Origin of the sequence: Rhizobium etli CFN 42 (assembly GCF_000092045.1) — a bacterium.
Classification (GTDB): Bacteria; Pseudomonadota; Alphaproteobacteria; order Rhizobiales; family Rhizobiaceae; genus Rhizobium; species Rhizobium etli.
Map to the genome: position 1 here is coordinate 328,255 of NC_004041.2, position 13,611 is coordinate 341,865.

A 13,611-nucleotide genomic window follows, 5' to 3' on the forward strand; every position below is an offset into this window, starting at 1 on the left:
CGAGAGGTCACGATGATGGATGTATGCTCGATGGGGATGGTGTTGTGCGGTGGGTACCTTCTTGCTGCATCCGCAGGCAGACTCGGCGGCGCTGAGAATGTCTTATCTGACTCGCCTTTGTCCGCGGCTGATGTATCGAGTTTCGAGACTTTCATAGTTCGCAGCCCACCGACATCACTCAATCTGGATCCATTTTATGCCAAATATGCTGACGCAGCGGGCATACCTATTATTTCGTCAAACAAGGTTCCAGACACGGCACTATTGATCTCACGTGACATTGTCCTCTACATGTTGTCAGAACGCCGTGATGTCCGCGATGCTTTAATCCAGGCTGGAGCGCGGGTGGGCGTCATGGCAATTGACGAGACGACGACTGATATTCCCGAGCAGCGGGATTGGAAGAAGCCTCTTCCCGATGATCCACGTCTCACCCCTGACGAGCGGCGGGATTACGCCAACACGATCGGCAAGATGACTGCCCGAGACTACTGGGCACAAAGGGCGCGCGGCATGGGCGGGCTCTACACGACGGGAGCTGTGGAGAATTTGATGGGCGTGCCGGGCACGCGGTATTACGGCGGGAACATTCTTGTTCACGAATTCTCACATAATATTTTCAACGCGCTGCGCACGGTAGATCCTGATCTCGTTGCACGAGTTGAACGTGCCTATTCGCACGCCTACGAGAAAGGCCTCTGGGCGTGTTCCTATATGGAGAACAACGTCGATGAGTATTGGGCCGAGGGCACGCGATTTTGGTTCAATACGAACTTGGCTTACAGCCGAGGCAATCTCACCATTGCCACATCAGAAGATTTCGAGGCTCACGATCCAAGCCTCTATAATATCATGGCCGAAGTCTACCGCCATGACCACCACATTCTGGCGGATGTCTATTACCGGCATTCGGCGAAGTCGCAGTAATGTCCTTTGGTATTGACTGCCGGCCTCATGCTGCAATCCCGCTGGAGACCCGAACTATCGCTGATCGTCCGTAATTTGTCAGAGCCAGCCATAAATTTGAGTTTCCGTTCAATTGAAGCGCCCATGTTGTTCCCACGGGTGCATACCAAGTACTTCGTGGCCGCTGGAATTGGCTCCTTGTGCAACATCGAGACCAAATGACCTGCCACTGCGAATTTCCTCCAGAATGGATTAGAGTCCGGCCCATTAAAGGACGGATGAATGAAGAAGCAGAGATTTACGGAAGAGCAGATTATTGCGGTGCTGAAGGAGCAGGAGGCTGGCGCGAAGGTGGCCGACCTCTGCCGCAAGCACGGAATTTCAGAAGCAACATTTTATAATTGGAAAGCCAAATACGGCGGCATGGAAGTCTCCGAGGCGAAGCGGCTGAAGGCGCTTGAAGACGAGAACGCGAGACTGAAGAAGCTGCTGGCCGAACAGATGCTGGATGCAGCCGCACTTCGCGAGCTTCTTGCAAAAAAATGGTAGGGCCTGCCGCCAAACGCGACGCCGTCGCGCATCTGAAGACCGTCATGGGTCTTTCGGAACGGCGGGCCTGCCAGATTATATCTGCGGATCGGAAGATGGTGCGATATCGGTCCTGCCGACCGCCGGAGGTAGAATTGCGAGCGAAGCTGCGCGACCTCGCCAATGAGCGACGGCGTTTCGGCTACCGGCGACTGTTCGTCCTGCTTCGGCGGGACGGAGAGCCGTCCGGCGTCAATCGCATCTACCGGCTCTATCGCGAGGAAGGTCTTTCCGTTCGCAAGCGGAAAGCCAGACGCCGTGCTGTCCGCACGCGTGCTCCGATTTCTGGTCGAGGCGAAGGCCAATGCCCGCTGGTCGCTAGACTTCGTGCACGACCAGTTCGCTTGCGGAAGGAGGTTTCGCGTGCTCAACATCGTCGATGACGTAACGCGCGAATGCCTGGCGGCGATCCCGGACACATCCATCTCCGGTCGACGTGTCGCCCGAGAACTGACGACGCTGATCGAACGACGCGGCAAGCCAGGAATGATTGTCTCCGACAACGGCACCGAACTAACGTCGAATGCCATCCTTGCCTGGTCGAAGGATCACAAGGTCGAGTGGCACTACATCGCGCCGGGAAAGCCGATGCAGAACGGCTATGTCGAGAGTTTCAACGGTCGGATGCGCGACGAGTTACTCAATGAAAGCCTGTTCTTCGGCCTCGATCATGCCCGCAGCGCCATTGCTGAATGGGCGGACGATTACAACCATTTCCGGCCGCACTCATCGCTTGGATACAAAACCCCGGCAGACTTTGCCGGGACCATCGCCGCAACCGGCTCCAACGCTGCGCAAGATGAAAGCTTCGCGTTTCCGCCGGTTGCTCACACCGCGCCACTTGGCGTACTCAAAACCGCCGGGGCTCTAGTCGCTGCTGGGTGAAAGTACCGTGGCAGGTCACTCGGGCAGCGGCGTGTTTCAATCCGATGGAGAAACCTCCGCAGTCAGTGGGGACACGATGGTCTATATAGCGCCGCACCAAAAACACGCGATCAAAAATAGCAGCCCTCAAACCAGCTTAAAGTTCCTTTCGATATGGTGGGATTGAATTGAGAGCAAACCAACATACTTTTTTTGCCTGCTCGGCGCCGCCGTGCCCGAACGGCAAGCTGCATCTTGGGCATATAGGTGGCGTGTACCTTCTCGCCGACGTGTTCGTACGCTACCACCGCATGGTAGGCAACGCGGCCTATCACGTGACAGGTGCGGACGAACATGGCACTTACACGCTGGTGAAAGCCCGAAAGCTTGGCAGGCCGGTTGATGACGTCGCACACATGCACATTGAAGAAATTCTGCAGTGTCTGCGGTCAGTTGATATTGAACCGGACGTATTTGTAAGGACTTCAAGCGAAGACCACAAAGACCGCAGCTTGGCGATCTACGACCAACTAAGAGCGTCCGGCTACGTTGAGCTGCGCGACGGAGAGCAACTGTATTGCGGGACGTGCGAAGAGTTCGCCGCAGACTCACTCGCGGTCGGAGAGTGTCCAGCTTGTAACGCGCCAACAGATAGTAACCTTTGCGAAGATTGCGGCTCGGCGCTGCAACACAATCTACTACGCAACCCGATTCACACGACATGCGGCCAGAGCCTTATCTTGCGCCCGATTCGACAGGTTCATTTTGAGCTTGAAAAATTTGCTCCGGGGCTCGATCACGCCATTGAGGCGAGCGGATGGCCGGAATCCATAAAGCGCAAAGAACTTGACTGGCTACGGTCAAAACTGATGGCATTGCCGATGTCGCGGCATTTCGACCGTGGTGTGACTTTGAACTCCCCGGTGGAGGTGGCAGGCCAAACTTTAATGACTTGGTTTGAAGGATTGTGGTGCTATGAGACAGGAATCGAACGCCTCTGCAAGCAAAATGGCGCAGATCTCGATGACACTATGCGCAACGCGAGCACGAGACTCGTATTCTTCATGGGTCAGGATAACCGGTTTTATTACACGATCGGCGTTACTGCTAGTTTGTTCTCGCGCGGTTATGCGATTCCATACAACCATGCAATTCAGGACTTTTATAAGCTCGAAGGCGCGAAATTTTCTACTAGCCGTGACCACGCTGTGTGGGCTGACGAGGTGGCAGCAGATATCGACACGAACGTGCTGCGCTACTATTTGGCTAGCATCGCCAAGCCATTTGGCGCAAACGACAACGATTTTCTGATCGAGGGGCTGCTTCAGACCGCGGCTAGAATTCGTGCTTTCGAAACGGCTTTGCGCAAGTACGCCGGATGTAACGAGACGCTGACGGCCGACAAGCTGACAGTCGAGCAGAACCACAATGTTAAACGATATTCCGAAGCGGTGCAGGACTTGCGCGTCTGGGATGCCATGGACGCCATAGACGCCTTTTTCGACGTTGCGTCTTTTTCAAGGGCAGATACCTCAGTCAGCGCAGCGGAAGTTTCCGTATTTCTAAGCCTTCTTAATCCTGTGACCCCGATGCTTGCGGCGCGGTATGGTGCTTTCTTTTTCGGAGCCGGATGGCGGCCGGGGCTCGATGGCGGCACTATCCGGCCAAGCACCGGCTTACGCAAACCGGTTGATTTCCCATTGTTTAGCGACCCGATTCCGGAAGCCTTCATAGAGGCTTATGAAAGACGATTTAGGCAAGTCCGGCCGAATTCTTAGCTTTTAATGACGGCAACCGCTTTGACGATCCCGAGGCGAGTAACGCGGACGCCGACCGGATGACGGCATCTCGATAGCGGAGAACGCAAGGCGGCAGTCGGGCGACCTACTTCGTTCCGAAAGGCCCACGACGGCTTTCTGGCGTGCGACGGCGTCGCGCTTGGCGGCGGGCCTTTCTATTTTTTAAGGAGCTCGGGAAGTGGGGCCGTATCCAGGATCTGCTCGGCGAGCAGTCTCTTCAGTGTGGCGTTCTCTTCCTCAAGCGCCTTCAGGCGCGTTGATCTTTTCATCACAAATTACTGGCACGCCACCAATATCTTGAACATGCTTCCAAACAGAAGGAGCCCGCCAGTCGATAGCCAGCGTACGGCAAAGCCTCTCCGGTATCGCGATATGATGAACCTACTTCCGCCCATCCGTTCACTAGCATTTCATGTCGCTCGGTGACGCCGCTCCACATCGCCTATTGCTAAGGTGCCATTCGATATTTAAAGTGGATTATCTGCAACTATAACGTCTATCGTAACTATGCGGCCTACTTAATTGATCACCAAACTAACCTAAGCCTTTTTGACGAACCTTCATTGGATCTATGCTGGAAGGTTCTGTACTGGAAAAATCGATTGTTTGGATATAAAATATCCGTTGTTTGGATGTGACTAAAGATGCGTTTCAAGGGCCTTGATCTAAACCTGCTCGTTGCATTGGATGCGCTCACGACCGAGCGCAACCTAACGGCTGCCGCACGTAGTATCAATCTAAGTCAACCAGCAATGAGTGCCGCCATTGGTAGGCTTCGGGACTATTTCCGCGACGAATTGTTTACAATGAATGGTCGAGAACTTCGGCTGACGCCCCGTGCCGAAGGACTTGCCTCGGCAGTGCGTGAAACTCTCTTGCAGGTACAATGCTCAATCATCTCTTGGGAGCCGTTTAACCCGTCGAAGTCTGACAGATGCTTTAGAATAGTTCTGTCCGATTTCATGATGCTGATATACTTCAATAAAATCATTGAGCGAGTTGCTCGAGAAGCGCCCGCAGTCAGCTTTGAGTTGCTGCCTTTGGATAGTGATCCGTACGAGATGCTTAGCCGCGGTGACGTCGACTTCCTCATCGTGCCTGAATTTTTTCTCTCGGGAGCACACCCGAGCGCAAAACTGTTCACAGAGAAGTTTGTATGTGTAGCCTGTTCGACAAATGTGGACCTACCTTCAGCGCTGACGATCGAGCAATATGTCTCCACGGGACACGTCGCTGCCGCGTTTGGGCGCTTTTTGAAGCCATCGGTCGAGGGCTGGTTCTTGCTCGAGAATGGTATTCAGAGGCGGGTGGAGGTCGTCGTGCAAGGGTTTAGCTTAATACCACCAGTCCTGCGTGGCACGAACCGCATAGCTAACCTACCGCTTCGCTTAGTCGAGCATTACGAAAGTACTTTCCCTTTGCGGATCATCAACCTTCCGTTACCGCTCCCCGTCTTCACAGAAGCTGTTCAATGGCCAGCGCTCCATAATGCCGATCCAGGGAGCATCTGGTTCAGGGAGATATTGGTTGAGGAAGCTTCCCGTATGATGTCCTCCAACGCACCTAAAATACATGGGTTGCTACAACAATCCGGTTCCTGACCAAGGTTCCTGCTTGAGTAAGATCCGCCCGAGCCCGAATAAGTTCAACAGCCACCAAAGAGGCTTTTCAAAGGTATCCATCCGGGGAAGGCCGCTGACCTTGCCCCCAAGTTTTATCCAGTTTTGAGTTCGCTCCGACGGTTTTAGGTTGCTGTATTTGCGGCGGTAGCGGCGGGTTGCGGTGCGGAGCAATTGTGGTCCCCCAGCACCCTTCGATTTGCCGCCGAAGGTGCTAGACAGCACGTCGCGCAATCGTCCGAAGGGCGGCCGATCGGCGACGGGCGTAGCGCTCAGCTTCGTCGATAAAATGGCCTGCGGGTCACTCACAGGTGGTGCCGTCTTCAGCTAATCGGCCGCGTCGCGGGTCGTCGCTCCCAATGCAGCCCAGCTTCCTAGGTTTCAGGATGGTCACGGCAATCGCGCTGCCTCCTGAACCATTATATCTCGCATCCAGATATTTGCCGGATCTTTGTCGTGAAGTACCGGCCATTGGACTGCCTCGGTGAATGTCGGCAGCGCTATCGGGGGCGCAGTCATCCGCAATGGTATCGTGTCCTCAAAAAGCCCAACTAGTCGTAACGGAACGGTTGCGATGCGATCGGTGCCCATTAGGGCGGCGGGGATCATGCTAAAGCTTGAAACAACGACTTCGACCCGCCTCTTGAGGCCATGCTCCTGCAAGAAGCAATCTTCTATGGTAGGCTGCTGCGTCCGACCGAACCTAACTACCGCGTGCCCCATTGAAGAATACTCCTCGGCAGTAAGGGCTTCCTCAAGTTGTTTGTTATTACTGCAGCCGACGCAAGTCAGTCGTTCCTGAAATAGATCTATCTTAGGGTGCGCGCTCGACATGAATAGCGGTGGGCTAATAAGGAAGTCTACGTCGCCGCGTCGCAAAAGCTCGTCTGGATTGTCAGTAAGAGGCAGCAAGTCAAAACTAATGCCGGGTGCTTCCCGCGCAAGACGCTCCAGTATCTTCTGAAAAAGAACAACTGTAACGAAATCGCATAAGCTTACTCGGAAATGACGATCTGATTGATCAGGAGTAAATTTATCCCAGGGTATGATATTGAGCCGAATATGCTGTAAAGCCTCACGAATCGCAGGCGCGAGGTCTTCCGCACGCGGAGTTGGAACGAACTCACGACCACGCATCGTAAATAGTTCATCGCGGAAATAGGAGCGGAGCCGGCGGACAGCTGCACTCATTGCGGGCTGGCTCAGATTAATGCTACGTGCCGCCGCAGTAAGGTTGCGCTCAATCATTAGTGCATCGAGCGCGACAAGGAGATTTAGATCGAGGCCCTTAAATCGCATATCTTTTAACTATCCAATAGTGCAGCCCATTCCACAATGGCTGTTCCTACGGCGATGGCTGAATTCGCCTTGACGCTCCTCAATCGATTTGAGGGCGCGGCCACAGAGACTTAATCTCTGTGATCGGAAAGCAACCTGAGGCCAGTCCAGATTAAGCCATAACTCCAGAGTGAACGCTCGTTGCAGTGTAATAGGAAGCCTCCAATGGCAAATCACCAAACGCCAGCTGGCAAAGAAGATAATTAGCACCTGCTTCCTCGACATGATCGAGAAGATCTTGCCTAACTGAAGCAGCAGTACCAACTACGCACAACTGACAGTCTACTGCTGCATCAAAATCCGGCGGGAGGTTCTGAGGAGTCTGTATCCCGTTAATCTCGTACAGAAACCTAAAGCTCCGAAGCCACCGTTGATAAGCCGGGGCCGCGAGCGAAATGGCATGCTTCGTCGTGCTGCCGGCCACCACCATTCGGACCAACCCAAGGAACGGCGCCCGTTTCCTGCCCCCGGCGGTACGTCTCTCGTGTGCTCGGTAGGCATCAGTGATCTGGCGAACAGCAGAAGCAGGGCCCCCGCAGGCAAGATTTGTATCGTTCTCAGCCGCCCAGCGCGCAACCTCAGGACGACTGGTTGTAATCCATCTCGGAGGCTGAGGACGTTGGTGTGGCCGCAACATCAACGGGACTTTGTCTAGTTCAAAGTGGTCGCCTTTGTAGGAAAGAGCCTGAGCTCCTTCCTTCATCGCTTGGATGACGATCTCGCTGGCTTCGAGATAGCGCGATGTCGCCACCTCCTCATCAATACCGAAAAAGCTCCATTCGATTGGTAAGGAGCCGCGCCCCATGCCCAACTCGAGCCTGCCACCGCTCAGATGATCCAGCATGCAAATTTCTTCAAACGCACGTAACGGATGATAAAGGTTCAACAGCATAACCAAAGGACCGAGACGAAGATGCTGCGTGCGCTGAGCTACGCTTGCTAGAAATAGATTCGGCGAAGGTCCTCTGCCGTGGGGAGTACAGTGGTGCTCTGCGACGTGATATCCATAAAAGCCAAGGCGATCGCAGACCTCTGCCAACTTCATCCGATCTTCATACTGGCGCCCAATCTCCCTTCCGTCTTCGTCCAAATGGTCGAAGATACCAACCATCAGCTTTGCGGGAAGAGAGTTTGTCATTTAAATGTCTCCAAGTTTGGCGGCGAATTTTCGGTGACCAAGACCGGAGGGTGGCCCCGATGTCTTTCGCCAGGAATCATCGAAAAGCTGCTGGTTCTAAAAAACGATGCTGACGCCGATGAGCTAATCATAATGCTCACGTTGAAATGACATTGAATCATTCGTATTCATGTATGACTTCGCGGTGGGTAACACCCCATCTCGCATACCCACAGCTCCGTTCACTTTTGAGAAGCCAAGGATTGGCAAGATCGGATAGTGGTTGTTCAGCTTTTGTGGCGACCCAAATGTGTTAAAGCTGGTATTCGGTTTAATGCGACGAGGCTCCTGCAGTAGGCGAAGAAAGGACCCAGAGCTATGTCTCGGCGCTTGATTGGCAGACGAGAGCGCCTTCTGCAGTTCCACGTTGGCCATGTTCGTCTCCATTTACCGGCCAGGTCTGTGACCTTGCCCTCGGCTGCTCTCGGTGGAGCAACATCATGGGGTCCCCAATTCATAATCGAGGTGTTTAATAACATCCCATGGCTTCGTAAAATTGATTGTTTGTATGGCATTGATCCACCAGGTGAATAACCAGGAATCTTCACCGTCAAAGGGTTGCTGATCGAACTAGCATACGGTCGACCCAGGCGAGATCACGGCCCCTTCCGAAGGTGGAAGGATCAGGAGCCAGTGCGGTTTTGGCCGCAGCGCAACAGCGCCGATACCAGAAATAGATGTGACGCAGTTGGCTTCCGCGTCTTTCGTGCACGCTGTTGTATGTCCTTAACATTCCCCATCTTAACTTCATAGGATCACAGGTTTTACGATAGGGAAATTGCTCTCAACCCTTCAAACTGGACCAATTTTGGTTAGAGTTTTCCGGTGCATTTTCCTGGCTGGGAAAAGGAACGGAACACGATGAAGGCATCGCAGTTTTCGGACGCTCAGAAGGCGTTCATTTTGAAGCAGGGTGATGAGGGCGTCTCGATCGCGGAGATTTGTCGCAAGGCGGGGATCAGTCAGACGACTTACTTCAACTGGAAGAAAAAGTACGCCGGCATGTTGCCGCCAGAGATGAAGAGGCGCAAGCAGCTTGAGGACGGGAATTCGCGATTGAAGAAGATCGTCGCGGATCTGACGTTGGACCGTGAGATGCTGCAGGACGCCATCCGCCGAAAGCTCTAGGTCGTGTGGACAGTTATCTGATCCATAGCATTGTCGCCGCGATAGTGACGACGGCGAGGTAGTTTTCGGCGGTTTTCTCGAAGCGCGTCGCGACCCTTCTGAACTGCTTGAGTTTAGAAAAGCAGCATTCGATCAGGTGTCGCTGAGCATAGAGATGTTTGTCGAGCGGGTATTTTCGCGCACTCGAAGGATTGTTGGGGATCACTGCCACGGCGCCCTTATCGGCGATGGCATTGCGCAGGTGATTGCTGTCATAGGCGGTATCGGCCATGATGATGTCGGCGGGTAGGCCCTCGATCAGGGCGTCGGCTTGCGGCGCATCGCCCTTCTGGCCTGCGGTCAATGTGAAGCGGACCGGGCAACCGAGACCCCGCACGGCCATGTGGATCTTGGTGCTCAATCCGCCGCGGGAGCGGCCAAGGGCTTGATCTTCAGCCCCTTTTTTGCGCCGGCAGCGTGCTGATGGGCGCGGATGATGGTGGAATCAACAATCAAGTACTCGAAGTCTGGATCGTCCGCCATCGCCTCGAATATGCGCCACCAGATGCCCTTCCGGCTCCAGCGGCTGAAACGACGGAAGACACTGTTCCACTCGCCGAACACTTCTGGCAGATCGCGCCAGGGCGAGCCCGTTCGCACAATCCAAAGCACCGCTTCCATAAACATGCGGTTGTCGCGGCCGGACGAACCGCGTGTGCGCTCGTCACCAATGATGTGGTGCGATATCCGCTCCCACTGCTCGTCCCGAAGGATCAGACGATCCAAAACACCCATGACTGCCTCCAAAAGACAGTCTTGAATCTGATTTGCTCAGCCTTGGGAATCCCAAGAGTCCACACCGCCTAAGGCCTGAGGGGTAGCGGGAGGTGGTGTCATGTGCCGCGATTGGGCGATCTCGATCCGGCGTGCCTGTGGCGCGTTGAACTTCGATCGGTCGACCGATCACTACATCTCTCGCCGCGCCGAGGCCGGTCTAGACCTGTAAGCGCGGGTGCGCTACGGCTATCGTCGCGTGCATGTGCTTTTGGAACGCGAGGGTTGGGGCACCAACATCAAGCGAACCTATCGCATTTACAGGGACTTGGGACTGCAGCTGCGGAATAAGACTCGGAAGCGCCGTGTTAAGGCGAAACTTCGCGAGGATCGGCAAATGGCTGTCGGACCAAATGACGTGTGGGCGATGGACTTCGTGCACGACCAGCTCGCAACCGGAAAGAAACTGCGGGTCCTGACGGTGGTCGCCACCTTCTCACGCTATGTTCCCGCGCTTGATCCGCCTCACAGCTATCGAGGTGAAGATGTCGTGCAGACGTTGGGACGGGTGTGACGATTTTCGTTATAGTGCGCACTATGAGTCCGATTACGCAACATACGTATTGAACCCTCATTCTCTAATCGAGGCGCCGTTACGTGGAACCGCATTTCCTTTCCCGAAGAAATAACCTACCTCACGGCATCTCTATGAAAGGTGACGAGGCGTTAGGTTTGACTGGCCCGTCCACGCGTCTGTAACGGCTGCCCGATCTTCCAAAGCATGCTTGTGTCGATCTCAAGCTCGACTCCAACCTTGCCCGCACCTGTGACTACGGTAGGATAAGAAAAAAGGGCGGTGTCGATCAGTACAGCGATCTTCTGGAGACCGAATGGTGATACGCTTCCTGACGGGTAGCCGAAGAGATCGAGTACCTGTTCTTTCTGAGCAAGCTCGGCTCGTTTCCATCCATACGTGCCAGCAACCGCTTTCATGTCAATCTTTGAAGGTGATGGCAGCAAAACGGCACAAAGGTGGCGCGCAGGATGAGACCGGCGCATCACATCGTTCGCTTTCTGCTCGGCAATAATCATCGTCTTTGCAACGCGCCCCACGGGAACGCCGATAGCAGAGGCTAAATCGGAAGGAGATGTAATAGGGGTGGCGAACTCACTATAGCGCCACAATCGTACCGTCGACGCTCCGATCTGGTGCAGTTCAGCAAGTACGTTCGGATGAACGTCCAACATAGTCGTTTCCTTCCGGTTCACCTGGTAGGACGATCGAGGATAGCTGTTTCAGCGACTGCGAGTACAGCCCTCTTGCGAGTAAGTTTCAGGCGGTTCGCTCCAAAAGCTGCCTAATGCGGCGGCGACCCTCGTTCCCAAAAATACTGAAGTAAGCCTCCAGGCACTTATCGCTATCGAGCATGAAAGGAGCATCATATTTGGTGATATGCCGAATAGCCAAGGCTGGAACCGTTGTGTCGAGCGGTCGAAACATCCTGTTGTGCAAACCGGGCTCCGGGCAACCTGGATAAAATTCACCGATCATGAAACCTTCCTGAATGAAGTCGGGCTTCAGCCGTTTTTGCAGTTGACCAATCCTGATGATCTCTCCTTCATCCTGTATTCCAGGAAGGGCAATGATAATGGCCTTATAGATCCAGTCGCCCGTTCGATCGTTGAAGGACTTTACGGGTTTCATCTGGCTGAAGACGGCGAGCATACGCGCCAAATCGTTTTCGATTTCGTCAACTGCAACAGCTTGCGACGCGGCAACCCGTAAAAGCCCCTTCGTCAGAGCCTCGGGAACGAAAGGGCAAACGCTCCCGTCCCGACCTAAATGAGGATGTGGATTGGAGAGGAATTCTGAGGCATACCGAGCAAATTTCTGAAGAGCTGCGTTTGCATACTCATCATAGGCGTTGTATCCCGCATCAATATTCTTTTCCAGAATTTCGCCCACTGTCATCAATGGACCAATCGTCCCGAAAGGTTGGCTGTAATCTTTCCAAATCTCTTTATTCATTTCGGATCCCTGGTTCGAAAAGCCACGTGCAAAACGGAAGGTCGGGCTCTTGCATGCCAGCTCGGGCGGCGGGCGAGCTGGTCGGGGGCCAATCAAGAGACCGACCTTCCATCGGAAGCGAAGCTCCCGAATTTTTGATAGCACTCGTAGTTACACTTGTGTAACTGTTTTTTTAAATGGATGTGAAAACAAGAGCGGGGGCTCGTGCACGATGAAGGTTAGTCTCACGACCGCCCGCAAATTCTTATATTCGTCGTAGTTATGAAGACATACATATGATAAATGTCGCCGCGATGGGATCCGGTAACAGGCTTTGGGTGAAAACAGAACGACCCATTGCGCAGAGGCGTGGCCGTGGCGAAGACAACACGAAGAAAAATATATACGCCAGAACAGATCGACGTCGGCGTAAAGCATAAGCTTGAGAAAATTGACTCGTTTTTGTCAGATCTCTTTAGCGAAAATTCCGAAGAAAAACTATTCCTGAGGAATATTCTTGGATTGATGCTTAAAGTATATCATATGGACGCCAATAACAAACCCATGACGAAGATGCAGGCGTGTCGCTATCTGCCTTTCAAAAACCAGACTGTTTGCCAAAAGTATGTCGAGGCAGCGCATTTGCGTGGGTTCATCGACATCACTCGGGATAAAACGGACAAACGGCGTCTGATTGTTGTTCCAAAGGAGCCGTTGGTTGTCTATGTCAATGAATATATAGCTGACTTCCTTGATGACTGCCGTAGAGCGATTGACAGTGCCGCTCAAGTAGCTACGCTTCCTGAGGAAGGGATGGCAACGGCAAGTTCTTCATCTATTGATAAATCGCCAGCGTCTTCTGGGGCACCTGTGGGTTCCTCTCAAAAGAGAGTCGATCGAAAAGCCAGGAAATTTTAGCGAGTTTTATTGTGGGAAAGCAAAAGTAAGAAGCCGGTCTCGCGCGCGTTTATCCTTTCATCAATCAAATGTTTCCTCCGTAAACAAGCTTCATCGAGGTAACCCGCTTCGCTTAACCGGCCTGACGGCCGGTGCAGGCGCTGCTAGGGGGAGCGGCTGTATCGTCGTTTCGGCCAAGAAACTGCGCGGGAAGTTCGGCGGCATGAGGTCTTTCCTCATTGTACAACACGACGACAGAACACCCACGGGACCGAGGTTCGCGAGCTTCTGTATCCGTGGCATCCCTGGTCCGGACGGCTTGTTCACGTGCATGAGGCGGTGTCTAAAGGGACGCATATTTTCCGCTGCAGCCTTTCTGGTTCTTCTTCTGGTCGACTTCTTGAGGTCCCGTCGTGGATGTTCGACCGATCAGTGAGTGGTTGTTGGCGCAGCCTGGCGGTCCCGCACGTCGATCTCGCAAGCCTGCATTCTTTGGCAAGATTGCTGAAGGACGCTGATGCCTCATCGCAATCT

At 53.7% G+C, this 13,611-nt stretch carries 10 protein-coding genes and 4 pseudogenes; 7 read left to right on the top strand and 7 right to left on the bottom strand.

Annotated elements, in window-relative coordinates:
• Nucleotides 1-12: 12 nt before the first annotated feature.
• The 3 genes and pseudogenes from RHE_RS30980 to RHE_RS30995 all read left to right on the top strand — a co-directional run bounded on the left by RHE_RS30980 (nucleotide 13) and on the right by RHE_RS30995 (nucleotide 4,136).
• Nucleotides 13-927: a hypothetical protein gene (locus RHE_RS30980; protein WP_010034735.1), complete on the top strand. Its 915-nt coding sequence runs from the start codon at nucleotides 13-15 to the stop codon at nucleotides 925-927.
• Nucleotides 928-1,188: 261 nt separating this feature from the next.
• Nucleotides 1,189-2,379, top strand: a pseudogene (locus tag RHE_RS30990) (IS3 family transposase).
• 167 nt (nucleotides 2,380-2,546) lie between these two features.
• A complete protein-coding gene (locus RHE_RS30995; protein ID WP_011053481.1) occupies nucleotides 2,547-4,136 on the top strand; it encodes a class I tRNA ligase family protein in 1,590 nt (529 codons plus the stop codon).
• Nucleotides 4,137-4,247: 111 nt separating this feature from the next.
• Here RHE_RS30995 and RHE_RS34025 read toward each other — a convergent pair.
• Nucleotides 4,248-4,414, bottom strand: a pseudogene (locus RHE_RS34025) (IS3 family transposase); the annotation flags it as partial.
• Nucleotides 4,415-4,801: 387 nt separating this feature from the next.
• On the opposite strand from RHE_RS34025, the gene nodD2 reads away from it, so the two are divergent.
• A complete protein-coding gene (gene nodD2 / locus RHE_RS31005; RefSeq protein WP_004677768.1) occupies nucleotides 4,802-5,758 on the top strand; it encodes a transcriptional regulator NodD2 in 957 nt (318 codons plus the stop codon).
• Here nodD2 and RHE_RS32795 read toward each other — a convergent pair.
• The 3 genes from RHE_RS32795 to RHE_RS31015 form a co-directional block, all read right to left on the bottom strand.
• The gene (locus tag RHE_RS32795; RefSeq protein ID WP_011053482.1) at nucleotides 5,738-6,085 is read right to left on the bottom strand and encodes a hypothetical protein; all 348 of its coding nucleotides are present in this window, start codon (nucleotides 6,083-6,085) and stop codon (nucleotides 5,738-5,740) included. The genes nodD2 and RHE_RS32795 overlap by 21 nt on opposite strands.
• Nucleotides 6,086-6,166: 81 nt before the next feature.
• Nucleotides 6,167-7,075, bottom strand: coding sequence for a transcriptional regulator NodD3 (nodD3, locus tag RHE_RS31010; RefSeq protein ID WP_004677763.1), 909 nt, complete (start codon nucleotides 7,073-7,075; stop codon nucleotides 6,167-6,169).
• A 151-nt stretch (nucleotides 7,076-7,226) separates the two neighbouring features.
• Nucleotides 7,227-8,252: an LLM class flavin-dependent oxidoreductase gene (locus RHE_RS31015; RefSeq protein WP_011053483.1), complete on the bottom strand. Its 1,026-nt coding sequence runs from the start codon at nucleotides 8,250-8,252 to the stop codon at nucleotides 7,227-7,229.
• Nucleotides 8,253-9,152: 900 nt separating this feature from the next.
• On the opposite strand from RHE_RS31015, the pseudogene RHE_RS31020 reads away from it, so the two are divergent.
• A pseudogene (locus tag RHE_RS31020) lies at nucleotides 9,153-9,413 on the top strand (transposase); the annotation flags it as partial.
• 19 nt (nucleotides 9,414-9,432) lie between these two features.
• Here the strand turns inward: RHE_RS31020 and RHE_RS33160 are convergent.
• Nucleotides 9,433-10,193 (bottom strand): IS5-like element ISRel13 family transposase gene (locus RHE_RS33160; RefSeq protein WP_086005067.1). Its coding sequence is split into 2 segments (ribosomal slippage): nucleotides 9,433-9,866 and nucleotides 9,866-10,193, totalling 762 coding nucleotides; the frame shifts between segments, so codons are not numbered across the junction.
• Nucleotides 10,194-10,293: 100 nt separating this feature from the next.
• On the opposite strand from RHE_RS33160, the pseudogene RHE_RS31035 reads away from it, so the two are divergent.
• Nucleotides 10,294-10,743: pseudogene (locus tag RHE_RS31035) on the top strand (IS3 family transposase); the annotation flags it as partial.
• Between the two features lie 155 nt (nucleotides 10,744-10,898).
• Here the strand turns inward: RHE_RS31035 and RHE_RS31040 are convergent.
• Together RHE_RS31040 and RHE_RS31045 are read right to left on the bottom strand one after the other, a co-directional pair.
• Nucleotides 10,899-11,420: an aminoacyl-tRNA deacylase gene (locus tag RHE_RS31040; RefSeq protein WP_004677747.1), complete on the bottom strand. Its 522-nt coding sequence runs from the start codon at nucleotides 11,418-11,420 to the stop codon at nucleotides 10,899-10,901.
• Between the two features lie 85 nt (nucleotides 11,421-11,505).
• Complete coding sequence (locus RHE_RS31045; RefSeq protein ID WP_004677746.1) at nucleotides 11,506-12,201, bottom strand: DUF6875 domain-containing protein; 696 nt, start codon at nucleotides 12,199-12,201, stop codon at nucleotides 11,506-11,508.
• Nucleotides 12,202-12,555: 354 nt separating this feature from the next.
• Here RHE_RS31045 and RHE_RS34030 point away from each other — a divergent pair, with 354 nt between their 5' ends.
• A complete protein-coding gene (locus RHE_RS34030) occupies nucleotides 12,556-13,098 on the top strand; it encodes a hypothetical protein (protein ID WP_011053486.1) in 543 nt (180 codons plus the stop codon).
• Nucleotides 13,099-13,611 lie beyond the last annotated feature (513 nt).